Raw genomic sequence first — 24,185 nt, forward strand, 5'->3', positions numbered from 1 at the left:
CAAACCGATCAGGCGGGATCAGGTAAGTTGGCAGATGTATGAAACCACCGAACGAGGAGTATGAGATGAAACGGATTTTAATTGTGGAAGATGATATGGCGCTGGCGCAGGAATTGCAGTATCTGCTGATTTCGAATCAGTATGATGCGCAGCGCGTCGAAGAATTCACCGATGTAGCTGGACAGATTCTTGCTTCGCAGGCAGATATGGTTTTGCTGGATATTAACCTTCCAGAAGTAGATGGACAGAGTGTGTTGCGGGAACTGCGCAAGACATCGGATATTCCGGTCATTATGGTGACAAGCAAAAACACAGAGATGGACGAAGTGATCTCGATGAGCTTCGGTGCGGATGATTTTATTGCGAAGCCATACAATCCTTCTATTTTGCTTCTGCATATCGAGGCGGTATTCAAGCGGCTTGGAAAGATGGACGCAGACAAGGGACTTACCTATAAAAATATGACGCTTGACACGGCACGTGGAGTTCTGACGGTCGGGGATAACAGCGTGGAGCTTACGAAAAATGAAGCGGGTATTTTATCCTATCTGCTGAAGCATCAGAATACGATCGTGACGCGCGATGAACTGATCAGTTATCTGTGGGATTCGGAGGCATTTGTCGATGATAACACGCTGACGGTCAATATGAACCGTGTCAGAAAGAAGCTTGCTGATCTCGGCGTGGAGGATATAATCCGGACAAAACGAGGACAGGGGTACATTCTGGCATGACAGTTCGAAGTTATCTAAAAGACAGAATCAGCTTTGTTGCAGCGACAGTGTTTATCATGGTCGTATTAAGGCTGTTAGGATTTGCCTGCAAGACGCGGATGGATTTCATCTGGGTGATGGAGGGCATCATTTTTGTGACGGCATTGTGCGTGTGTCTGGCGGACTATCGCAAGCGCAGGCATTTTTATCGGGAATTGCTGGGAATCTTAGAAGGGCTTGACCAGAAATACCTGATTACGGAGATGACGGTACAGCCGGATTTCGAGGAAGGTAAGATCTGGATGGATGTTCTGTATGACACCGGGAAATCCATGCGGGACAAGCTGAACGAAACAGAAGATTCGCTGCGGGATTTTAAGGAATATCTGGAGCTTTGGATTCACGAGATCAAGATTCCAATTGCCGCTTTAAACCTGATGAATTATAACGGCAGTCAGGATTTGAAGAAGCAGAAGGCACAGCTTGCACGGATTAACAGCTTTGTGGAGCAGATTTTATTTTATGCGCGTGCAGATGCGGCAGAAAAGGATTATCTGCTTACCGCGTGTGATCTGGATGTGACGATCAATAAAGTACTGCAGCAGCAGAAGGATCTGCTGATTGGAAATAAAATACGAATCGAGAAAAACGATACAGCCCATTCGGTTGTCACGGATTCCAAATGGCTCACATTTATGCTTGGGCAGATCGTGAACAACAGTATCAAATACCGGGATGCTGCAAAACAGCCGTGTATTTCTTTTGCAGTAGAGGAGATGGCAGATAAGACTGTTCTAAAGATCCGCGATAATGGTATCGGGATTCCGGAACAGGATATCGACCGGGTATTTGACAAGACCTTTACTGGGGAGAATGGACGCAAAGGAAATGCTTCTACTGGAATGGGTTTGTATATATGTAAACAGCTTTGTAATAAGCTCGGACATGCGATTACGATTGCGTCCGTGTACGGGGAATACACCGAGGTGGAGATCGCCTTCGGCAAAGAGACTTTCTTGACGAAAGAGTAGTCTATAACCTTACAAAAATGTAAGGTTGTTGTCATGAACTACGATGGATAGAAAGCATGAGAGAATGTATGATGCAGGCAGGATAGATGCCTGAGATGCTAATTTAGAAGAAAGGCACAGTCTGGTACTGTGGCGAGGATTTGGAACATGGCTTATCATGAATCCATGTATTTTTTAGTATTTTTACCGGTGGTTCTCATCGGATATCAGCTTGCACCAAAGCGGGTGCGCTTTGGTGTACTGCTCTTTTTTAGTTATTGTTTCTATTTTTTATTGAGCCACAGATTAATTGTATATTTGCTTGGCGCAACTACAATCACCTATCTGACAGGACGGCTGGTTGCGACTGGTGAGAAAAAACGCAGAAAAACAATTCTGATCGTGGGTGTCTGGTTGTTACTTGGCATGCTGCTTGTGATGAAGTACAGCGGATTTTTCGCAGAGAATGTGAATGCGCTTTTCGGAACGATAAACCTTGGACTCCGGCTTCCGGTGCGGCGGTTCCTGCTGCCGCTTGGTATTTCCTTTTACACACTTTCTGCGATCGGCTACATGGCGGATGTGTATTGGAAGAAGATTGAACCGGAGAAAAACATTGCGAAGCTTGCACTCTTCCTGAGTTTCTTCCCGATCATCATGGAAGGTCCGATCTGTATGTACAGCGATACTGCAGAGACGCTTGCGAAGGGCGAGGATATCCGGAGTGAAAACCTTATCCGCGGCTATATGCGGATTGGCTGGGGACTGTTGAAGAAGGTCGTAATCGCAGACCGCCTGTATGTCGTTGTGCAGACGCTGTTTGATGGGTATGCGTCCTACCACGGCGTGATGATCGTCGTTGCGGCAGTGTCCTATACAGTGCAGCTTTATATGGAATTTTCTGGCTGCATGGATATCGTGATCGGAAGTGCGGAATGTTTTGGCGTGACATTGCCGGAGAATTTCGCGCAGCCGTTCGTATCGAAGAATGCATCTGAGTTTTGGCGCAGATGGCATATCTCACTTGGCAGATGGTTCAAGACATATATTTTCTACCCGGTTTCCATGTCGAAGCTTACCAGAAAATGGAACCGGTTTGCGAAGAAACATACAAGCAAATACATAAAGCTGATGGTTGCATCGGCAATCGCATTATTCCCGGTGTGGGTGTGCAACGGACTGTGGCATGGTGCGAACTGGAGCTACCTGTTCTACGGCATGTATTACTTCGTCGTAATTATGATTGAGCTGATGTTGGAACCCGCGGTGAAGAAGCTTTGCGCGGCATGGAAAATCGCAGAAGACGCGGCATGGTGGAATGTCCTTCGGATCTTGAAAACATGGGTAATTATTTTCACCGGAGAACTGTTTTTCCGGGCGGATACACTTGGCATTGGCATGCACATGTTCCGGTCGCTGTTCCATGATTTTTCGATACAGAAGCTTTGGGATGGTACGTTGCTTACGCTTGGACTTGGCAGAGTGGAGATAGGAATTATTTTAGTCTCTCTGTTGATTGTCGGCGTAGTAAATCATTTCCGTGAGCAGCAGATTGATGTGCGCGGTGTGATATTACAGAAGCGATTGCCAGTGCGCTGGCTCGTGTATCTTGCGCTCATCTTTGTCGTACTTATATTCGGTGCGTATGGACCGGGATATCAGGAGGTGGATCTGATCTATGCAGGCTTCTGAGAACAAAAAAATAGAAAAGAAAAAATCTGTTAATACGGAAATTGCGAATACGAAAAACGTCAGACATGGAATCTGGCTCCGGGTAATTTCATTTGCAGTCGTTGTCATTTTACTTTTAATAGCATCCGGAAAGCTGTGCGATCCAATCCGGCTAGGCTTGCAGGATTCGGTTTCCGAGCGGGAACGGTATCTGTTACACCTGCTATCGGAACCAGAGGAAATGGTTGATGTGGCAATCCTCGGTGACAGCGAAAGCTATACGTTGGTATCGACGTATCAGTTGTGGAAGGAGGCAGGCATTGCATCGTATATCGGCGGACAGTCCGGTCAATGGATCGGGGAAAGTTATTTTTCACTGAAGAAAATTCTCAAGCGGCAGTCTCCCAAGGTTTTGATCTTAGAGACGAATGAGTTTTTCTCCAGAGGAGATGCGAGTGTGATAAAGGATGCGGCGAAATCCGCGCAGGAGTTTGCACGGCAGATGTTCCCAATCCTCAAATATCACCGTTTCTGGAAGATGGAACCAGCCGATCCGAAATTGCAGACGACGATTTTCAATGGATTTGAATTGCGTGCGGCAGTGGCGCCGTATACGGGAGGTGTCTACATGCATGCAACCGACGATAGAACACCGGTGACTTTTATCACAAGGTATTATCTGGATAAGATCAAGCGTTTGCGTGATGCACATGGAACGAAGCTGTTGTTTGTGACAGCCCCTTCCCCGGTCAATCATACGATGCAGCGGCACAATGAGGTGCAGGCACTTGCAGATGCGCTTGCAGTTCCATACCTCGATCTGAATCTGAATACCGAGGAGCTTGGAATCGACTGGAATCTGGATACCCTCGATGGTGGCGATCATTTAAACTATACCGGTTGTCAGAAAGCTACGGCATATCTGCAGCGGTATATGCAGACGCATTATACGTTGCCGGATCGCCGGGATGATGTACGGTACGAGGCGTGGAACAAGCAGGCGGAAGAATTTGAAAAACTGCTTCCACAACCTTAAAGAAATCTTAAACGATTGCTTGGTTTTATCTTAATATTTAAGTTGCTATACTATGTAACAGAACAAAGAAATGCGGCGGATGAACCTGCACGCATGGAGGACATTATGAAAAATGTATTAGAATATCTGGAACAAAGTGCAAAGATGTATCCGGACAAGATAGCAGTGAAGGATGCGGCATGTTCCTATACATATGAACAATTACAGAACAAAGCGAAATGCATTGGTGCCTGTCTGGCAAAGCAGACAACACCGCGCCATCCGGTCTGTGTATTTGCCGATAAGAGTGCGGATACACTGGCAGTCTTTTTTGGAATCGTCTATGCGGGCTGCTTCTACACACTGGTTGATCCTTCGTTTCCGGAGGCACGCATCCAGTCGATGCTCTCGGTGTTACAGCCGGATGTGATCGTGGATGGAAGTGATGCGTCGGAGAAGCTTACCGCGTGTGGCTACACAGAACATGTGGTTCGGATGGAAACGCTGACACAGGGGATGGATAGTGAATATACAGGTTCCGATGAAAATCAGTTACAACAGATCCGGGAATCTATGATTGACACCGATCCACTCTACTGTAATTTTACTTCCGGCTCGACCGGAACCCCGAAGGGGGTGCTTGTGGCACATCGGTCGGTGCTTGAATTTATCGATCGGTTTACAGAGATCTTTGATATCACGGAAGCCGATGTGATCGGCAATCAGGCGCCGTTTGATTTCGATGTATCAGTGAAGGATATTTACAGTGCGATGAAGGTGGGCGCAACCTTAATTGTGATTCCGAAAGCGTATTTCATGTTCCCAAACTCCGTTGTGGACATGCTCGATGAGAACCATGTCACGACGCTGATATGGGCGGTGTCGGCACTCTGCCTGTTGAACCGGCTGCATGGACTGAAACACAAGGTTCCGGCAGATATCAACAAGATTTTGTTCAGCGGCGAGGCAATGCCGATCCGGCAGCTTCATGCATGGCAGAGCTACTACCCGGATGCGATGTTTGTGAATCTCTACGGACCGACGGAGATTACCTGCAACTGTACCTATCACATTTTAGACCGGGCATACAGCGAGGACGAAAAACTTCCGATTGGAATTCCATTTCCAAATGAACGTGTATTCCTGCTCGATGAGGAAAATCGTCTGATCGAACCGGGAAGCATTGGCAAGACCGGAGAGCTTTGCGTGGCAGGTACGACGCTTGCGCTTGGATATTACAGAAATGCAGCGGCAACGGCGAAGGCATTTGTGGCAAATCCGTTACAGACCGATTACCCGGAGACAATCTATCGGACGGGAGATCTGGCAAGCTACGGAGAAGATGGACTGCTTTATTTCGCGGGACGGAAAGATTTTCAGATCAAGCATATGGGACACCGCATCGAGTTAGAAGAGATTGAACATGCACTGGCGGCGATCCCGGAGATCGAAGGTGCCGCATGCTTTTATGACCGCGAGAAGAACAAAGTCGTTGCCTGTTATATCGGAATTGACGATAAGAAATATCTGATTACCGCGATGAAGAAAAAGGTGCCGGATTACATGGTGCCAAATGTATTTTGTAAGGTGGACATGCTGCCACTCAACAAAAATGGCAAGACGGACAAGAAGCTTTTGGAGGCACAGTACAGGAAAGGAGCGTTTGCATGAATACAGAGGAGTTAAGAGCGGTTGCGGCGACGTATGGAACGCCGACCTACATCTTCGATGTGCGGGAAGTGGAAGCGCGAATCCGGTTGCTTCGCAGTCTGCTGCCGGAAGACACCGGACTTTGCTTTGCCGTAAAAGCAAATCCATTTCTGATCCCATATGTGGCAGATCTGGTTGATCGGCTGGAGGTCTGCTCGCCGGGCGAATATGAGATCTGCATACAGGAACAGATTGCACCGGAGAAGATCGTGGTATCCGGGGTAAACAAGACTTACGAATCCATGAAACGCATCCTGTCTTACAGCAAGGGTGCTGGGATCTATACGATCGAATCGGAAGAGCATGCGAAGATCCTGCGGACACTTGCAGAGAAAAATCAGATGCCGCTTTCGGTACTGATCCGGCTTTCGAGTGGCAATCAATTCGGCGTTGATGCGGAGACGTTCTTCCGGCTGGCAAAGGAGATACAGGAAAGCCCGTATCTGACACTGGCGGGCGTCCATTATTATGCAGGGACACAGAAGCGGCAGAGCAAGCTGGAGAAGGAACTTGATACCTTAACCGCATTTGCAAAGACGTTTGAAGAAGAGACTGGGACCGTGCTGAAAGAGCTTGAGTATGGGGCAGGCATGAAGGTTTCGTATTTCATAAATGACAGTGAGAAGGATCAGCGGGAAAGCGAGCCGGAACCGCAGATACAGGCACTTGCCGAAAAGCTTCGGACATGTGCCTACGGCAAAAAGACAATCGAGCTTGGACGGTTCCTCGTCTCAATGAGCGGCTATTACCTGACGCGTGTGATGGATGTCAAGCGGACGGCACAGCCGGGATTCCTGATCTTAGATGGTGGAATCCACCAGATCAACTACTATGGCTGGATGATGGGTATGAAACAGCCGAAGATTGAAGTCTTGGCAGAAAAAAGCGGCGAGGAAGAGCTGTTTCACCTGTGTGGATCGCTCTGTACAGTCAATGATGTGCTGGCGCGGGATGTTGCCCTGCATGATCCTCAAAAAGGCGATGTGATCTGTTTCAAACGATGTGGCGCATATGCAGCGACCGAGGGCATGGCGATGTTTCTAAGCCGGGAGCTTCCGCAGGTTCTGATCTGCAAGACAGACGGGAAGATCGAGAAGCTGCGCGACCAGATGGAGACGTATCTGTTTCATGTGTCTGCAACAACATAATACAAAACACATGTGGAATCATTGGTAACAATACATGAGAATTCATGGATTTATAATAAAGATTAGGAGGATTTGTAACATGGAAGAATTATTGGAGATTTTGGAAGGAATTGCACCGGGCGAGGATTTTGAGAACTGCACAACGTTGATTGACGATCATATCTTAGATTCCTTTGCGATTTTATCGCTTGTATCAGAGATCGAGGATACCTTTGATGTTGAGGTATCACCGGCAGAACTGATCCCTGCGAACTTCAATTCTGCAAAGAGCTTGTGGGAGATGATCTGCAGACTCAAGGAAGATTAGTGTAGGAAAGGATGAATCATATGGCGTACCATCTGCTTACATACAGTTTAATATTTTTGCCAGTTGTGATCGCATTGTACCAGTTATGTCCGGCACGGTTCCGGTTCGTGGTACTGCTTGCAGCAGATTATACATTTTTCTGTATGATAAGCGGTAAGCTTCTGGTCTGGCTGCTTCTGGCGACGCTTGTGACATATGGAACCGGCAGATGGCTGGCGGCGATCCCGGTTCGGCACAGTGACCTTCACGGAAAAGCGCTGACGCGGAAGAAGCGTGGTGTGTTGGCACTTGGAATTGTTTTGATCTTAGGGACGCTTGTGACACTCAAATACCTCCGCGTATTTGGGGTGACACTTGCAGCACCGATCGGTATTTCCTATTATAGCCTGCAGGCAATTTCGTATATGACAGATGTTTATCGTGGCACACAGGAATCCTGTAAGAATCCGGTTAAGGTGGCACTTTATTTGAGCTTCTTCCCGCAGATCATGGAAGGTCCGATCAGTCGGTTTTCCGAGACAGCAGATGCTCTGTATGGTGGGAACAGCATTCAGTTTGAAAATCTGGTCTTTGGTTACCAGCGTATCATCTGGGGGCTGTTCAAGAAGATGGTGATTGCCGATCGGCTGGCACCGCTTGTGGTAAAGGTGTTCAGCAGCTACAACAATTTCGATGGTGCGGCGATCCTCGTCGGGGTGCTGGCATACACGATGCAGCTATATATGGAGTTTTCCGGATGTATGGATATCATCATGGGAAGTGGCGAGATCTTCGGTGTACCATTGCCTGAGAATTTCCGTCAGCCGTTCTTCGCGAAGAATGCGGGTGATTTCTGGCGGAGATGGCATATCACGCTTGGCGCATGGTTGAAGGATTATGTATTCTATCCGATCTCACTTGCCAAGCCAGTGAAGAATCTGGCGAAGAAAATCAAGAAGAAAGCTGGATTTTCGGTCAGCAAATTCGTGGCACCGACGATTGCGTTATTCTTTGTCTGGCTGTCAAACGGCATCTGGCATGGACCACATATGAATTATATTTTTTATGGTATGTATTATTTTGTGCTGATCGTGATCGAGAATCTGACGGAGGAACCGTGCAGGAAGCTGGTGGAGCGATTCAAGCTTGATACAGAATGCATCGGATTTCGGATCTTCCAATTCCTGAAGCTGTTTGTGATCGTGAATATTGGCGAGATGTTCTTCCGTGCTGACACGGTTGCAACTGGATTTCGGATGCTGCGCAGAATCGTGACAGACTTCCATATCACAGCACTTGCGGAGACGAATTTCGGTGTGGATGTGCCGGATCTCATTCTGGCATCTGTAAGTATCCTGCTCGTATTCGTGGTGGATGTTATTCACGAGAAGGGGATTTCAATCCGGAGAAAGGTGGCGGAATGCAAGCTGCCGGTCCGTTGGAGCTTCTGGTATGCAGTTATACTTCTTGTCGTTGTATTTGGCGCATATGGCAGCGGATATACGATCGTGGATATGATCTACGCGGCGTACTGATAGAGGGATGAATAATTACGTGGAAGATGACATTCGATGTTTGGTAATTTGAAATATTATGGATTGCATGGATAGCGTAATTGTATGTGATTTACGAAAGAAGAATGTTTATGAAAAAAGAAAGTGGAAAATGGAAAACAACTCTCAAGATGGCAGCGGGCAGCGTCGGGTTTCTAGCGGGACTTTGTGTGGTACTGATTCTGGCAGGACGATTCCTGTGTCGGAAGAGTAACGCTGACATCTATGATACAACAGCTGTGCGCACGAAAGATGCGGAAGTGAAAAATGAAGTGAAGGATACGATTGACGTATTGTTCTTAGGTGACAGTGAATGTTATTCGAGCTTCAATCCTCTGCAGATGTTCGCAGAGCATGGCTACACCTCATTTATCTGCGGGACATCGGCACAGCGTATGTGCGACTCGTATGCGATTTTACAGGCGGCATTTGAGACGCAGACGCCGGAGGTCGTTGTGTTGGAAACGAACTGTCTGTTCCGAAGCGTGAAATCTAAGGGTGATTCGAAAGATTATGTCTTAGACCGTCTGTCCGATCATGTGGAGATTTTTAAGAATCATTCCCGCTGGAAGGATGCATTCGTAAGTACAAATTCACTGACGAAGAAAAAAGATGAGAAGAACCGTGGATTTATCAAGCGAAGCACGGTCAAGCCGTATGAGGGTGGAGCCTATATGCATGCGAGCGAGGAACGTAAATCTATGGATGCGGACGCAGAGAAATATCTGCTTTTGATGAAGGAATATTGCGAGAGTCATGGTGCAAAGCTTGTCTTAGTCAGTTCCCCTTCCCCGAAGAACTGGACGTATGCCAAGCACAACAGTGTGTCCGACTGGGCGCAGGCAAACGCGGTTACTTATGAAGATCTGAATCTGAATGATGCGCTGGGCATCGACTGGACGTCCGATACGAAGGATGGAGGCGACCATCTGAATTTTGACGGCGCGAAGAAGGTGAGTGCATATGTGGGAAACTGGCTATCGGAAGCTTATGGGTTGAAAGACAAAAGAAACAATCCGGACTACAAACACTGGGAGGAAGACAGTGTGGAGTATGCATCAGCAAGAAACTAGCTCGATGGGACATGCTATTTTGGAGGCAGGGATGCCTCCTTTTTTTTGAATTGGGGCAAAAACCTGAAATATGGAAAAATCCCCCAATAGGGCAGTCACAGGAAGCAAGCAGATTGGGGCAAAAACCTGAAATATGGGGAATCCCCCCAATGGAGCAGTCACAGGAAGCAAGTGGGTTGGAGTAAAACAGCAGAAATCAGGGAAATACTCCAAGCTGGAAGAATTACATGAAGCGTGACATGGAGTAAAATCAGATAATCATAAGGATTGCTCCAAAGTCGACTCTCTTGCATAGGCATCTGCACCAAATCAATATATAATACAACCATTATATTACAAAATCGTAAGAAACATGTAATCTAGACCGATGGATGGCGGCTGGAAAACCATATATACTGAATACAGTAAAAAGCGGCAGGAACCCCAGAATTCCTGCCTGCAGAATGTTAGCAAACGAAGGGAGACTATCTATGAATGAGATATTAAAGCTTGACAATGTAGAAAAATACTATGGCAACAAAGCGAATCTGACAAAGGCGGTAGATAAGATTTCGTTCTCCGTAGAGAAAGGAGAGTTTGTCGGAATTATGGGAGCCAGCGGCTCCGGCAAGACAACACTCTTAAACTGTATTTCCACGATTGACCGTGTAACAGCCGGACATATCTATGTGGGGGATAAGGACATCACGACGATTCGCGGGAATGAATTAAATAAGTTCCGCCGGGAAGAGCTGGGATTTATCTTCCAGGATTTTAATCTGCTGGATACGCTGACCGGATATGAGAATATTGCACTGGCGCTCTCCATCCAGAACGTAAAACCGAAGGAGATTGATAGCCGGATCCAAGAGGTTGCGAAGCGGCTTGGCATCGAGGAAGTCCTGAACAAATACAGCTACCAGATGAGTGGTGGACAGAAGCAGCGCGTGGCAGCAGCGAGAGCGCTGATCACCAATCCAAAGCTGATCTTAGCCGATGAACCGACCGGTGCCCTCGATTCCAAGTCTTCCCGCTATCTGTTAGAGAGCATGAAGGAGATGAATGAAGGGCTTGCTGCAACGATCCTGATGGTTACACACGATGCTTTCACAGCAAGCTATGCATCGCGCGTGATCTTCATCAAGGATGGTAAGATCTTCAATGAGATCCGCAGAGGCGAGGATACCCGGAAACAATTTTTCAACCGCATTATCGAGGTTGTGACAGTGTTAGGGGGGAGTTTGAATGATGCTCTTTAAATTATCCACCCGGAATATCCGGAAAAGTATGCAGAATTATCTGATTTATTTTGCAACATTGATCTTAGGAGTAGCAATCTTCTATGTATTTAACGCGCTGGGAAGCCAGACAGTTATGCTGAAGGTATCGTCAAATACGGAAGAAATCATCAATCTTATGAATGAGGCAATGTCTGTCGTCAGTGTGTTCGTGTCGGTTGTGCTCGGTTTCCTTGTTGTGTACGCAAGTACCTTCCTGATGAAGCGAAGGAAGAAGGAGTTTGGTATCTACTTAACGCTCGGTATGGGAAAAACACAGGTGGCAAAGATTCTGGTGATCGAGACACTGCTGATCGGCGTGATCTCTCTGGTGATCGGGTTACTGCTCGGTATCGGTATCTCACAGGGGATGAGTGTCGTGACAGCGAACCTCTTCGAAGCGGATATGACGAACTTCCAGTTTATGGTCAGCACATCAGCCATCATCAAAACGATTATTTATTTTGCAATCATGTATGTGATCGTCATGGCATTAGATGTAATCATTGTCAGCCGCGCCAAGTTAATAAACCTGCTTTATGCAGGCGCAAAGGCACAGAAAAACCATGCAAAAAACCCGGTTGTCTGTGTGCTTGTATTTATTATAGCGGCTATTCTGCTTGGAACTGCATATTATAAAGTGACAGCCGGTGTCCGCACAATCTCTGACTTTCAGGGACTTGGTATCCAGATCGCGAAAGGTATCATTGGAACCTTCCTTGTATTCTGGTCGGTCTCCGGGATGCTGCTTGCAATCGTGAAGCGGTGCAGACGGTTTTATTATAAAGGTATCAACTCGTTCAGTGTGAAGGAACTTGGAAGCCGGATCAACACGACGGTGTTCTCAGGCGGGATTATCTGTCTGCTGCTCTTTTTTACCATCTGTATTCTGTCAAGCGCAATGGCAATCCGCAACTCAATGAACCATGTGTTAGAGACATGTACGCCGGTTGATGTGCAGGTTTCAAAGCTGTATTCCTATGATGCAGCCGAGGACTATGATATAACCGGACATAATGTGGAAGAAAACCTGAAATCCTGTGATATCGATACATCAAAGCTTACAGATGTGACCGAAATGATTCTCTATGCACCGGAAGAAATTCGTGTCGGAGATTTCTTCGGAAAGGCATTTGCAGAGAGCGGATCGGAGGATTATTTCAAAGAAGCATCGATGGAGACGATGCACATTGGAGATTATAATGCGTTTGTAAGCTCCTTTGGCGGAACGACAATTGATCTTGCAGAGGATGAATATGTAATACTCTGTAATTACGGGGAGATGGAACCACGATACAACGAAGGGCTTGCGGAGGGACAGACGGTTACGATAAAAGGAAAAACCTATCATCCGAAATACAGTACCTGCGTGGATGGAATCGTGCACATCAGCAATTCAGGCGTGCTGCTTGTCCCGGATTCTGTGGATATGTCTGACTGTGATTTCTGGTATGATATCTATTCAGCGAATTACAATACGACAGACCAGACAGAGGTGGATGCGCTCAATGAGTACTATAGTGATGCGCATTTCTACAAACTGCAGGAGGCGAAGACAGAGGCAGCCTTAGACGAGGATGGATCCTATTATTCCATGAACTGCGAAACAAGCAAACGGCTCCGTGACAACAGCGTGGGACTTACTGCGATGATCGTATTTATCGGCATCTACTTAGGTGTTGTATTCCTGATCTCCGGTGCCGCAATTCTGTCACTCAAGGAGCTTTCCGAGGCAGCTGACAGCAAGGAGAAATACAGGATCCTGCGCCGGATCGGAGTGGACGAGAAGAAAATCCGTCATTCCCTCCTGGCACAGTCGGGCGTGTTCTTTGCTATGCCGCTTTTACTCGCAATCGTGCATTCCGTCTTCGGAATGCAGACAGCAATGTTTATTCTGACCGCATTTGGACGGGGCGGACTGCTTGGTTCTATCCTGCTTGCGGCAGCCGTGATATTGGTGATTTATGGTATTTATTTTGTGATCACATATATATGTAGCCGTAAGATCATCAGCGAATAAATATCTTGAAAAAAAAGAATAAGTAAGCTATAATTAGCACATATTAAAAATATAATATATCTGGAATGTTCGATAACTCCTGTTATTTTTGAACCTACATTTACTTTAAACGGGATTCCTATATCTGTGATATTATGTCAGGCCTCCTTCGAGTGGAAGACAGAGGATCACATGCGGTTGCCCACCTAGCGTCAGCTAGGAGTCAAAAGGCAGGAACCGGCATCCCGGATATATTTTTTTGGAGGAAAATACGTGAAAAAGAAGATACTCACGTTTATGCTTTTGCTGGTTATAGCCGGGGTAGTTATGATTGCTGGCCATGAGATCGGGCGGCATATGCATAAAGCGGAACAAAATACAGAAACAACGGAAGCATCCGTGGATTATAGCTTATATTACACATACGAAGATGTGGAAAAGGTCGTCAGTTATCTGGCAGATACAAAGGCAGAATCCGAGGCGTTATCCCGCCTGATTGATCCTCTGAAAAAAAGCGAGATCATCGATGTGGCATTTGTAAAGTCTGTGGCACAGACGATACAGGTGAAAGCTTCTATTTATGAGGAAGCCCTAAACGGAAAAAAGGATTCTGACTACATGACGAAAGCGGAATTTGAGGACTTCTATGAGCGGATCGTCGCATCGGCAACCGTCAAAGGATTGCTTCGGAAAGATGTTCTGGTGCTTGCAATTTCCGAGGAGGACAAGACATCCTTTTTCGATGGACAGGACACTTACAATGCAGAATTTGAAATCGACGAAAGCTACGAGGGAAATGTGCTCGATGTCTATATGAAGAATGGAAAGATCTTCAAGATCAACCGTCTTGGAGATACCCAGATCACATTGCAAAATGTATGGGTGGAGTCTGTGACGGATGGAAAATGCACGTTTTTATATGGAAATCTGGAAAAAACCTACCCTGCCCGGACGGAGGAAGGCATCCCGGATGGAGCTGTGACAGTTGCAACAAGTCTGGATGCGGACCGGCAGACGGAAGCCGGCTATGAGACGGCGGGCTATGTTGCAAATCTCGTGTTTGACTATGCAGGCATCTGTAAAATCGAACGACCACAGAAGGTGCTGCGCGGCAAAGTCATTTCGACGGGAGATACGGATATTCAGGTGGAAAATATCGGCGGACTCACACTTGGCGATTATTATAAAATGTACAATGTGTATGAGGATGCCGTGGACGAGGAAAGTCTGTCTCTGCTGCTTGGCTACTCGTATGTGGACATGTATCTGCAGGATGGAAAAGTTGGTGCTGTCGTGATTAACCAGGAGTTAAAAAGCGAGGATATCCGCGTGATCATCAGCAACGATGATTACTCTTCGTATGAGATGGAAATGGTGCAGTTTACGGCGACATCTGCGTTCACCGTGGCGTATCCAGATGAGACGGAGAAAACATATGAGGCTGGTGAGACGGTCACGATCACACCGGAAGATTATGCGCCGGACGATACATTGACAGTAACACCGGATACGCACAGTGGTCGTATCAGACTGCTCAGTGTGACACGCGAATGTGGCAATCCGGAATACGATGGAACGATGGAGCTTGATGTAAAGGATGGATATATCTATGTGATCAATGAGCTTTCGTTAGAGCGTTATCTGGCAAATGTCGTGGCAAATGCAATGCCATCGGATTACCCGGATGCAGCCATGCAGGCGATGGCGATCTGTGCCAGAGGAACGGCGTATGCGAAGTTAAAGGATGAAAGTTATGCAGAATATCATGCACATCTTGACGATTCCAGCCTTTGTCAGGTATATAATAATGTGGCAGAGACCGATGCGTCGATCCGTGCGGTGAAGGATACATACGGGCTGGTGCCGACTTACCGGGGAACTTTGATCGTACCGATGACATTTAACACATCTTTCGGAACGACCTGCACGAATGCGGAGATCTGGGGCGGTGATGCGTATAGTTATCTGGAGTCCAATGTGGAGAATCTGGATAAGGACAAGATCGATTTATCGGATGAAGCAGATTTTGAGGCATTTTTGACAGAGAGTGATGCGTATACTATTATAGATAAAGATTCGCCGTATTACCGGTGGGATATTACATTTACGCAGGAAGAAATGACAGACGCGATTGAGACAGTTTTGGAAAACCGCAAATCTCTGATGGCAGATGCGATACTTGTCGAGGATGAAACCGGCGAGTTTGTATCAGCAGACGTGCCGGAGCTTGGAACTGTGACAGAGATCGAAGTTGCGGAGCGCACGGTGAGCGGTGTTGTATCGAAGCTTGTGATTCACGGAAGTGAACATACGATATCCATCAGCGGACAGAGCAATATCCGCGCAATCTTAAATCCAGTCAATCAGGAGATTGTACGGCAGGATGGTTCGACGGTAACCGGCTGGACATCACTTCCAAGCCCATATTATTATGTGGAGAAGACAGACGCGGGATTTGTCGTTCATGGTGGTGGATTCGGACATGGTGCCGGGATGAGTATCTATGGTGCCGGCGTGCTTGGCAGACAGGGAAAAAGCTACAAATATATATTACGGCATTATTTTTCGTATGTCGATTTTGCGTCGATCTATACGATGGATGATGGAGAGGAAGCAGCAGATTCAGAATAACAAAACGGGGGATGTATGAAAAAGGTCGTTCGGTTTATTATCAAATTTGTGAACAAAGCAACCGCGGACAGCGTGCCAGCGTATGCGGCACAGGTTGCTTTCTTTGTGATGCTTTCATTTTTCCCGTTTATGATGCTGCTTGTCATGATCGCATCGAAGCTGTCCGTTATGAACACAAATGTACTTGGCTATATTCTGCGCGTTGTGCCGAGCGGACTCGAATCTTATGTAGCGTATATCGTGGATGATGTAGTCAATGCAAATGTGCAGTCGTTTACACTCATTACCGTGTTTGTCAGCTTGTGGTCTGCGGCGAAGGGCATTCAGGCACTCTCTACAGGGTTAAATAAGATCTATGGTGTGGAGCAGAACAAGAATTATTTTCTTGTACGCCTGATCTGTGCGCTGTATACACTTATATTTATGCTGCTCTGTCTGGTTGTGATCGCAATTCAGGCGTTCGGTTCACAGATTGCCCATAAGATTATTGATCATTATCCGGCATTTGCAGATGCAACACTTTTGATCTTAAGTCTGAAGAATGTCGTAACATTCCTTGTTATCTTTATCTTTTTGCTTTTAATCTATTACCAGCTTCCGAACCGCCGCGGACATATGAGGCATGAGTTTACCGGTGCTGTGCTGGCATCCGTTGCATGGATGCTGATGACACGGGGATTTTCTGTCTATATTAAGTATTCCGCAGATAATTCGAAGATGTATGGAAGTATGACATCCATCGTATTGATTATTATCTGGCTGTATATCGGTATGCAGATTGTTTTGTATGGTGCAGAAATCAATTATTATCTGTCGGATCTGATCTGGAAATACCGGGAGAAACACCGGTTAAAAAAGAAAGCAGAGCGGGAAGAAAAGCAGAAATTAAAAAAGCAACAGGAAGAAAATACAAGCATATCTTAATCGCTATCGGTTGACACCCCAAAACGGATGTGCGATAATCAAACCGATAAATTACAACAAGATGGAGGGACAAAGATGTATAGTTTTGATGAAATAGCAAATTTCGACCCGGAGATTGCGCAGGCAATGACGGACGAGATCAACAGACAGGATCATAATATTGAGCTGATCGCATCAGAGAATATCGTATCCAAGGCAGTTATGGCAGCTATGGGAAGTCCGCTTACGAACAAGTACGCTGAAGGATATCCGGGAAAGCGTTATTATGGCGGATGTGAGTATGTCGATGTAGTGGAAGATCTTGCAAGAGAGCGTGCAAAGAAGTTGTTTGGATGTGAATATGTCAATGTTCAGCCACATTCCGGTGCACAGGCAAATATGGCAGTATTCTTCGCTATTTTGCAGCCGGGCGATACATTTATGGGAATGAATCTGGCACATGGCGGACATCTGACACATGGTTCACCGGTCAACATGTCAGGTAAGTATTTCAACGTCGTACCTTACGGTGTGAATGATGAAGGGTTTATCGATTATGATGAGGTGCTCCGCATCGCGAAGGAATGCAAGCCGAAGATGATCGTAGCCGGCGCATCTGCATATGCGAGAGCGATTGACTTCAAGCGCTTCCGTGAGATCGCAGATGAGGTTGGCGCAGTCCTTATGGTAGATATGGCACACATCGCAGGTCTGGTTGCTGCCGGACTTCATGAAAGCCCAATTCCATACGCACATGTAACAACAACCACAACACACAAGACACTGCGTGGACCACGTGGTGGTATGATCCTTTCAAGCAACGAAGTAAATGAGAAGTATAACTTCAACAAGGCAGTGTTCCCTGGCATTCAGGGTGGTCCTTTGATGCATGTCATCGCAGGTAAGGCAGTCTGCCTGAAGGAAGCTTTGACTGATGAATATAAAGAATATCAGAAGCAGGTTGTGAAGAACGCAGCATGTCTGGCACAGGCATTGACTGAGCGTGGATTCAAGATTGTATCTGGCGGTACAGACAATCACCTGATGCTTGTTGATCTGCAGAATCTTGACCTGACCGGTAAGGAAGTGGAGAAGCTTCTGGATTCTGTTCATATCACAGCGAATAAGAACACGGTTCCAAACGATCCAAAGTCACCATTTGTTACAAGTGGTATCCGTCTTGGTACACCGGCTATCACAACACGTGGTGCAAAAGAAGATGATATGATTGTGATCGCAGATGCAATCAAGGCTGCAGTCATTGACAAGGATAATGACAAGGCAATGGCGCTTGTAAAGAGCATCACAGACAAGTATCCATTGTATGCATAATACGCATAATACGAATAAAGAACGAGATCAAATCGTATACTAAGTAAAATCAAATGCAAAACCGGGGGCTGCGCGAGAGGGAATCCGTTCCCTTGACATGTGGCTTCCGGTTTATTATGTCTTAAGAAATATCTTAATAATACAGAAAGAAATAGCTTGCTCATGGTTGTATGAGATTTATAGATAAGTACGCTTGAATAACGGAGAATGATATATGGAAAATCAGCAGAAAAATTCCGCCCCGGAGAACAATTCGGACAACCGGAATTCGAATAATAATAAGAAAAAGCCATCCAAGACGGTGGTGATATGGATCGTATCCATTCTATTGACATTTATGATCTGGCAGGGAATTACGGCGATACAGCAGTCCAAACAGGAGAAGATCACGTATGACACGTTCCTGCAGATGCTTGATGATAAATTAGTTACCGATGTGAAGCTCTACAATGACCGGATCAGCTTCACGCCGATCTCGAAGGAGACGGGTGCGGAGATGGATAAGACGTATTATGTGATCCGCATCAGCGATTACAAGATCGTGGACCGTCTGCAGAAGGCAGGCGTACAGTTTGAGGAAATGGATGAAGGGAAAAATGCAGTCGTTTCGACGATTCTCTCGTATGTGGTAATGATCGGTGCCTTCTATCTGCTGATGTCGTTACTGATGCGGAATATGTCCAAATCCGGCGGCATCGGAAAAAGCAATGCGAAGATGTATGTGGAGAAGAAAACCGGTGTGACATTCGCGGATGTTGCAGGTCAGGAGGAGGCAAAGGAATCCCTCTGCGAGATGGTAGATTTCTTAGATCAGCCGGACCGATACTTAAAGATCGGTGCGAAGCTGCCGAAGGGTGCCCTGCTTGTAGGGCCTCCGGGAACCGGTAAGACACTGCTTGCCAAGGCGGTTGCCGGCGAGGCGAATGTTCCGTTCTTTTCGCTGTCCGGTTCGGAGTTCGTGGAGATGTTCGTCGGTGTCGGTGCGAGCCGTGTGCGTGATCTGTTCCGCAAGGCGAACAATATGGCACCATGTATCATATTTATTGATGAGATCGATGCGATCGGAGGAAAGCGTGACACGCGTCATGGCGGTGGCGATTCCGAGCGGGAACAGACCTTGAATCAGCTCTTATCGGAGATGGATGGTTTCGACAGCTCGAAGGGAATTATCGTGCTTGCAGCGACAAACCGCCCGGAGGTGCTTGACAAAGCATTGCTTCGTCCGGGACGGTTCGACCGGAGAATCATTGTGTCAAAGCCGGATATGCAGGGACGTATCGATACACTCAAAGTACATTCGAAGAATGTGAAGATGGATGAGACGGTAGATTTCAAGGAGCTTGCACTTGCCACATCCGGGGCTGTCGGTGCAGACCTTGCGAATATCATCAATGAGGCGGCGTTAATGGCAGTCCGCAACAAGCGGGATTATGTATCCCAGAAGGATCTGATCGCTTCGGTGGAAGTTGTATTCGCCGGAAAAGAGAAGAAAGAGAAGCTGCTCTCACCAAGAGAGAAGAAGATCGTTGCCTACCATGAGGTTGGACACGCGCTTGTTGCTGCATTGCAGAAGAACACACTTCCGATCCAGCGTATCACGATCGTACCGCGTACATCCGGCGCGCTTGGCTATGTATGGCAGGTGCCGGAGGAAGAGAAGCAGTTACAGACGAAGAAAGAAATGGAAGAGGATATCGTGACATTTCTGGCGGGGCGTGCCGCGGAGGAGCTGAAGTTTGATTCCGTTACGAATGGTGCCTCCAACGATATCGAGAAGGCGACGAGTCTGGCGCGGACGATGATCACGATGTACGGTATGTCCGAGAAGTTCGGTATGGTGCAGCTCGAAGGCGTAACCGGAGAATATTTGGATAACCGCCGTGTACTAAATTGTTCTTCCGAGACAGAGACGAAGGTCGATACCGAAGTCAAGAACATGATGAAAGCAAGCTATGAGAAGGCATACAAGTTACTTAAAAAGAATATGCCGACACTCGATGCGATCGCACAGGTACTCTACGAGAAGGAGAACTTAAGCGGTAAAGAATTCATGGAATTATACGAGAAATACCAGAATGTAAAGCTTACGGAAGCGGAGAAGGTACAGTAAATGATTATGAAACGCGATGTGATTGGGATATATGTCATATCAGCTTCCGCAAATATACGATGTATTGAAACTAAGAAGTACTAGATGTCCTGATATAGAGGCTGATACCGTACGCAACCGCCGCCGATTCGCCGTCCATGGCTCAGCGGCGGCTTGTTTGAACATCGTGTTCAAACATTGCTGGATATTTACAGAACATCAAGTACTTCTAAGTTCCAAACATATGTATATTTGCGGAAACTGATATTGACAAATATATCCCAAGCACAAACGCGTTTCATGAATATGATACTGATAAGAGAGAATGGAGAAAATTATGGAATACAATTTCTTTGCGACGGTGGCGCGCATGAAATATATTGAGCGCTGGGCGCTCATGCGGAACACATACCCGGAGACATTGTCGGAACACAGCCTGGAAGTGAGCATGCTGGCGCATGCGCTCTGCGTGATCGGAAATGTGCGGTATGGCAAGCATTTAGATGCCGACAAGGCGGCGGTGATTGGACTGTATCACGATGCGTCCGAGATCATCACAGGCGATATGCCAACACCAATCAAGTATTACAACAACCGGATGAAGGATCTCTTTCATTCTATCGAGGATGAAGCGTGCGAGAAGCTGATCGGACAGCTTCCGGAAGATCTGCAGACATATTACCGGGACTACTTCTTCAAGCAGGGCGATGATACGGAAGAGACGAAGTATCTCTGGAAGCTCGTAAAAGCGGCAGATAAACTTTCTGCATTGATCAAGTGTATGGAGGAAGAAAAAACCGGCAACCGCGAATTCGTCAAGGCGAAGGAAAGCACCGAACAGATGGTGCAGGAGCTATCAAAGAGCTACCCGGAAGTAAAGGACTTCGTGCAGGAATTCCTGCCGGCCTATGCGAAGACACTCGATGAGTTGAATTAGTGCATAATGCGTTTGCTTTTTTCGATAATCGGAATCATCAAGTCCATATAGAAGAGGGTTTCAACACTGTAAGTGAAGAAACCATGATATTTTTCTGCTGTATTCCGTATATTGGTGAGACCATATCCGTGATAGAGGGAATTTTGCCGGCTGGCATGTATGTGCTCCAGGGATGTTCCCTCTGCGGTTGTGTTCTCGCAGTGAATCGTGAATTTATCGTTTTCAGTAGTCGCAATCGCGATATGGATAAAATTCTCACTGGAAGGATTGGCAATACATGCTTTCAGACAGTTATCAAGCATATTGCCGAGAATCACGCATAAATCATAATCATTGACCGGAATCCGGTTATACGTTACCCCAAGCTTAGCAACAAATTGAATATGATTTTTCGCTGCAAGTGTATCATAGTTTGTCAGGAAAGAATCAATGACCAGATTGCCGGTATTGTATTTGGAATAAGTGGATTCGATATCCCTGACTGCCTCACTGGTGAAGGTTTTCAGTTTATCGTATTCCTTGTTGTCGACATATTCGTTGATACAGAAATACTGCTTTTTGAGGTCGTGGATGATCCGGCGGCTTTGCCGATAGGATTCACTGAGCTGTTCGTATTTTTCTTTCTGAAAGCGAATCTGATCTTCCATCTGGGCGTTTGTGTATTTTAATGTGGTCGATGCATATTCTTTCTGGATCAGAATATAGTTTATGATATTTAACAACACCAGACAGAAAATCAAAAGCTCATAGAAAAGTATGTTATCAATCAGAAACAGATGTTGAAGCGGCAGGCATACATAAATGATGATGGATATGATTGGTGTAGATAAAATCAAAAACTTGTATTCCAGAGAGTGCGCAGGTGTCTGCTTCCGAAACAATAATGACATGAGCAGGCAGAGTATGAACAGGACGACCTTGGAACCGATATTCATAACACTGTATAAAAAAGCAGTGTCATTTTCTGCATAGAAGTCAGGATTTAGTTTTGTAAACAGGAAAGTAAAGATGGCTTCTCCAAGTGATGCAAGGATCTGGAACAGCAGTACCACATATAGCTTTGCTTTCAGACTGCTTGTGAAAAATAAGCAGAGGATAAACGTTGTACCCAGACTGATAAGCGTTGCGGTAATTTCTGATTGTATGGTAGGGAAATGGCTGTTTAATACTTCACATCCATACAGACAGCATTCGCAACCGACAAGGACACAAAGATATAGTGGGGCATAACGTTTCTTGAAATGATGTAATGTGTTCATCAGAAATGTAGTTAAGATGAACATATCAAAAAGATATGTAAGTATCGTAAGTGCGTACTGCATATTAGACTCCTTGGTGTGTATAAAAATCCGAGTGCATGGCAACCACCTGATTCAGATAGCGGTCCGTGATCAGTTTCCGGTTCCGCCTGCTCATGGAGACGGTGGCACCGTTGTCAAAAATAATCGAGCAATCCTTCAGATAGTGAATATGGGAAAGATTGACAAGAACTGTGCGGGAACACATCATAAACATCGTTTCATCCAGCATGGAACTCCAGGTAGTGATTGTCCCTTTCGCAGGAATCGTATCCTCCCGCATATGAAAGCATAATTCTTTGGACTTCGCATTTTTCACTTTGATGTAATAGACATCTTTTAAGTTCAATGTATATTCCCGGTCATAGCCATCTACAACGGAAATCAACGATAGATTTTTCGTGTACTCTTCGAGGATATCTGATATCAGCTGCTTCATCTCGACTTCCTGGACTGGCTTTTGAAGGAAGTGGTAGGGGTGGACGGCGAAGCTGTCCTGCATATATTTTGGATAGTTGCTGACAAAGACAATCATTACATGATGGTCGAAATTTCTCTTGATTACATCTGCAAGCGTGATTCCGCTTCCATCCGGCATCTCGATATCCAGAAAGAGCAACTGATAGGGCGCTCCTGTGGATTCCCGGTAGCGAGTCAGAAGTGCCTGTGCACTTGTATAAGTATCAATGTGCAGATCAATATTGAATTGGAAAGAGCATATATCTAAAAGATGACATAATGGCTTGAATTCTTTTGCGTCATCATCGCAGATGGCTATGTTCAGTGTCATTTATTTTCCCCCCCTTGAAACATGTAATGTCCTATGATTCAAGCAAAGTGCGATACATTGATTGATAAGAACTATGCACATGCAAATCAATATCATATGATAATAGAGTTGCTGTTTCCATGATAGCATGAGGACCGCAAATGCGTAAATAAAGAATAACAGAAAAAATAATATTTTTTTGATTTTTGTTCTTTCGTCAGTGGTGTAGTGCTTGTATGTAGTTTCAACCGGAGCCAGAACCCAGATTATAAGAGTAAGCAGGCTGATAAGAAGAATATAGAGTCCAGGCATAATCAAATATGGTAACCGAGATAAAAATAGAGTCAGAAAATAAATGGAATAAGAAAGCAGGAAGCAGGAGTAAGGACTTTTTGCATGGGCGCCGCCTGCCAGCATGCGTACCGGAACCAGAATTATAATATATACAAGCGACGGGAGAAAAAGACCAAGGAGTCCCCCAATCAATAGCAGACTGCAATTAAACAAAATCAGATCGAGTGAAAAATCAAGGCAATAGAAATATATGCCCTCCTTTTGCGGTTCTATAATTTCGTTTGTTACAAGTGTATCAGTTATCTTCTTACTTATTTTTTTAGAGAGTATCATTTCATGTATCCTTTCATTTTTTACAGTATAGCAGAGAATGTCGGACGGATAGAAAAAGGGATACGAACGGTCAAAAATAAGGGATGAACGAACATTCATCCCTTATTTTTGACCGTTCGTAGCAGATTTCAACAGAAAATCATAAAAGCGTGTTATAGTGCGATT

At 45.9% G+C, this 24,185-nt stretch carries 19 protein-coding genes and 1 other RNA gene; 17 read left to right on the forward strand and 3 right to left on the reverse strand.

All coding sequences use genetic code 11. From position 1 onward, the window contains the following. Nucleotides 1-65: 65 nt before the first annotated feature. From H9Q76_RS03020 to yfbR, 17 genes are all read left to right on the forward strand, one after another. Nucleotides 66-734 (forward strand): response regulator transcription factor, encoded by a 669-nt coding sequence (locus H9Q76_RS03020; RefSeq protein WP_117780839.1) that lies wholly within the window; start codon nt 66-68, stop codon nt 732-734. Continuing rightward, nucleotides 731-1,744, forward strand: coding sequence for a sensor histidine kinase (locus H9Q76_RS03025; RefSeq protein ID WP_117780788.1), 1,014 nt, complete (start codon nt 731-733; stop codon nt 1,742-1,744). Before H9Q76_RS03020 ends, H9Q76_RS03025 begins: the two co-directional genes overlap by 4 nt. A gap of 147 nt (nt 1,745-1,891) precedes the next feature. Then, nucleotides 1,892-3,415 (forward strand): MBOAT family O-acyltransferase, encoded by a 1,524-nt coding sequence (locus H9Q76_RS03030; protein WP_249321591.1) that lies wholly within the window; start codon nt 1,892-1,894, stop codon nt 3,413-3,415. Beyond that, nucleotides 3,402-4,430 (forward strand): hypothetical protein, encoded by a 1,029-nt coding sequence (locus H9Q76_RS03035; RefSeq protein WP_249321593.1) that lies wholly within the window; start codon nt 3,402-3,404, stop codon nt 4,428-4,430. Before H9Q76_RS03030 ends, H9Q76_RS03035 begins: the two co-directional genes overlap by 14 nt. A gap of 105 nt (nt 4,431-4,535) precedes the next feature. Beyond that, nucleotides 4,536-6,080 carry an amino acid adenylation domain-containing protein gene (locus H9Q76_RS03040; protein ID WP_182432411.1) on the forward strand — a complete coding sequence of 515 codons (1,545 nt, stop codon included), beginning with the start codon at nt 4,536-4,538 and terminating at the stop codon, nt 6,078-6,080. Beyond that, on the forward strand, nt 6,077-7,267 hold the full coding sequence (locus tag H9Q76_RS03045; protein ID WP_249321594.1) for a diaminopimelate decarboxylase family protein: 1,191 nt from the start codon (nt 6,077-6,079) through the stop codon (nt 7,265-7,267). Before H9Q76_RS03040 ends, H9Q76_RS03045 begins: the two co-directional genes overlap by 4 nt. A gap of 79 nt (nt 7,268-7,346) precedes the next feature. After that, entirely contained in the window at nt 7,347-7,574 is a 228-nt protein-coding gene (locus tag H9Q76_RS03050) for an acyl carrier protein (RefSeq protein ID WP_021985718.1), read from the forward strand. A 20-nt stretch (nt 7,575-7,594) separates the two neighbouring features. After that, entirely contained in the window at nt 7,595-9,088 is a 1,494-nt protein-coding gene (locus tag H9Q76_RS03055; RefSeq protein ID WP_182432412.1) for an MBOAT family O-acyltransferase, read from the forward strand. A gap of 110 nt (nt 9,089-9,198) precedes the next feature. Beyond that, the gene (locus tag H9Q76_RS03060) at nt 9,199-10,179 is read left to right on the forward strand and encodes a hypothetical protein (protein ID WP_249321595.1); all 981 of its coding nucleotides are present in this window, start codon (nt 9,199-9,201) and stop codon (nt 10,177-10,179) included. Between the two features lie 470 nt (nt 10,180-10,649). Beyond that, nucleotides 10,650-11,417, forward strand: a complete 768-nt coding sequence (locus H9Q76_RS03065; protein ID WP_249321597.1) for an ABC transporter ATP-binding protein — start codon at nt 10,650-10,652, stop codon at nt 11,415-11,417. After that, nucleotides 11,404-13,455, forward strand: a complete 2,052-nt coding sequence (locus H9Q76_RS03070) for an FtsX-like permease family protein (protein WP_249321599.1) — start codon at nt 11,404-11,406, stop codon at nt 13,453-13,455. Before H9Q76_RS03065 ends, H9Q76_RS03070 begins: the two co-directional genes overlap by 14 nt. Nucleotides 13,456-13,509: 54 nt before the next feature. Beyond that, nucleotides 13,510-13,690: non-coding RNA, 6S RNA (gene ssrS / locus H9Q76_RS03075), on the forward strand. 17 nt (nt 13,691-13,707) lie between these two features. Continuing rightward, nucleotides 13,708-16,065, forward strand: coding sequence for a SpoIID/LytB domain-containing protein (locus H9Q76_RS03080; RefSeq protein WP_249321601.1), 2,358 nt, complete (start codon nt 13,708-13,710; stop codon nt 16,063-16,065). Nucleotides 16,066-16,080: 15 nt separating this feature from the next. Then, on the forward strand, nt 16,081-16,989 hold the full coding sequence (locus tag H9Q76_RS03085) for a YihY/virulence factor BrkB family protein (protein ID WP_118373736.1): 909 nt from the start codon (nt 16,081-16,083) through the stop codon (nt 16,987-16,989). Between the two features lie 75 nt (nt 16,990-17,064). Further along, a complete protein-coding gene (glyA, locus tag H9Q76_RS03090) occupies nt 17,065-18,300 on the forward strand; it encodes a serine hydroxymethyltransferase (RefSeq protein ID WP_118373735.1) in 1,236 nt (411 codons plus the stop codon). Nucleotides 18,301-18,514: 214 nt separating this feature from the next. Next, nucleotides 18,515-20,410 carry an ATP-dependent zinc metalloprotease FtsH gene (gene ftsH / locus H9Q76_RS03095; RefSeq protein WP_117780797.1) on the forward strand — a complete coding sequence of 632 codons (1,896 nt, stop codon included), beginning with the start codon at nt 18,515-18,517 and terminating at the stop codon, nt 20,408-20,410. Between the two features lie 316 nt (nt 20,411-20,726). Next, on the forward strand, nt 20,727-21,326 hold the full coding sequence (yfbR, locus tag H9Q76_RS03100) for a 5'-deoxynucleotidase (protein ID WP_118373734.1): 600 nt from the start codon (nt 20,727-20,729) through the stop codon (nt 21,324-21,326). Here yfbR and H9Q76_RS03105 read toward each other — a convergent pair. From H9Q76_RS03105 to H9Q76_RS13960, 3 genes are read right to left on the reverse strand one after another with little or no spacing between them, the layout of a single operon-like run. Next, entirely contained in the window at nt 21,323-22,648 is a 1,326-nt protein-coding gene (locus tag H9Q76_RS03105) for a sensor histidine kinase (RefSeq protein WP_021985708.1), read from the reverse strand. The two genes, yfbR and H9Q76_RS03105, sit on opposite strands and share 4 nt — an antisense overlap. 1 nt (nt 22,649) lies before the next feature. After that, nucleotides 22,650-23,414, reverse strand: coding sequence for a LytR/AlgR family response regulator transcription factor (locus tag H9Q76_RS03110; RefSeq protein WP_118545872.1), 765 nt, complete (start codon nt 23,412-23,414; stop codon nt 22,650-22,652). Further along, on the reverse strand, nt 23,415-24,119 hold the full coding sequence (locus H9Q76_RS13960; protein WP_118373731.1) for an accessory gene regulator B family protein: 705 nt from the start codon (nt 24,117-24,119) through the stop codon (nt 23,415-23,417). Nucleotides 24,120-24,185 lie beyond the last annotated feature (66 nt).

Origin of the sequence: Wujia chipingensis (assembly GCF_014337155.1) — a bacterium.
Lineage (GTDB): Bacteria > Bacillota > Clostridia > Lachnospirales > Lachnospiraceae > Coprococcus_C > Coprococcus_C hominis.

Excerpts from the sequence above, each read along its gene's own strand:
- H9Q76_RS03110 (WP_118545872.1), bottom strand. The coding sequence starts at position 23,414 with ATGACACTGAACATAGCCATCTGCGATGATGACGCAAAAGAATTCAAG.
- H9Q76_RS03070 (WP_249321599.1), top strand. The coding sequence starts at position 11,404 with ATGATGCTCTTTAAATTATCCACCCGGAATATCCGGAAAAGTATGCAG.
- H9Q76_RS03040 (WP_182432411.1), top strand. The coding sequence starts at position 4,536 with ATGAAAAATGTATTAGAATATCTGGAACAAAGTGCAAAGATGTATCCG.
- H9Q76_RS03050 (WP_021985718.1), top strand. The coding sequence starts at position 7,347 with ATGGAAGAATTATTGGAGATTTTGGAAGGAATTGCACCGGGCGAGGAT.
- H9Q76_RS03060 (WP_249321595.1), top strand. The coding sequence starts at position 9,199 with ATGAAAAAAGAAAGTGGAAAATGGAAAACAACTCTCAAGATGGCAGCG.
- H9Q76_RS03020 (WP_117780839.1), top strand. The coding sequence starts at position 66 with ATGAAACGGATTTTAATTGTGGAAGATGATATGGCGCTGGCGCAGGAA.
- H9Q76_RS03035 (WP_249321593.1), top strand. The coding sequence starts at position 3,402 with ATGCAGGCTTCTGAGAACAAAAAAATAGAAAAGAAAAAATCTGTTAAT.
- H9Q76_RS03025 (WP_117780788.1), top strand. The coding sequence starts at position 731 with ATGACAGTTCGAAGTTATCTAAAAGACAGAATCAGCTTTGTTGCAGCG.
- H9Q76_RS13960 (WP_118373731.1), bottom strand. The coding sequence starts at position 24,119 with ATGAATGTTCGTTCATCCCTTATTTTTGACCGTTCGTATCCCTTTTTC.
- yfbR (WP_118373734.1), top strand. The coding sequence starts at position 20,727 with ATGGAATACAATTTCTTTGCGACGGTGGCGCGCATGAAATATATTGAG.
- H9Q76_RS03105 (WP_021985708.1), bottom strand. The coding sequence starts at position 22,648 with ATGCAGTACGCACTTACGATACTTACATATCTTTTTGATATGTTCATC.
- H9Q76_RS03065 (WP_249321597.1), top strand. The coding sequence starts at position 10,650 with ATGAATGAGATATTAAAGCTTGACAATGTAGAAAAATACTATGGCAAC.
- H9Q76_RS03085 (WP_118373736.1), top strand. The coding sequence starts at position 16,081 with ATGAAAAAGGTCGTTCGGTTTATTATCAAATTTGTGAACAAAGCAACC.
- ftsH (WP_117780797.1), top strand. The coding sequence starts at position 18,515 with ATGGAAAATCAGCAGAAAAATTCCGCCCCGGAGAACAATTCGGACAAC.
- H9Q76_RS03045 (WP_249321594.1), top strand. The coding sequence starts at position 6,077 with ATGAATACAGAGGAGTTAAGAGCGGTTGCGGCGACGTATGGAACGCCG.
- H9Q76_RS03055 (WP_182432412.1), top strand. The coding sequence starts at position 7,595 with ATGGCGTACCATCTGCTTACATACAGTTTAATATTTTTGCCAGTTGTG.
- H9Q76_RS03030 (WP_249321591.1), top strand. The coding sequence starts at position 1,892 with ATGGCTTATCATGAATCCATGTATTTTTTAGTATTTTTACCGGTGGTT.
- glyA (WP_118373735.1), top strand. The coding sequence starts at position 17,065 with ATGTATAGTTTTGATGAAATAGCAAATTTCGACCCGGAGATTGCGCAG.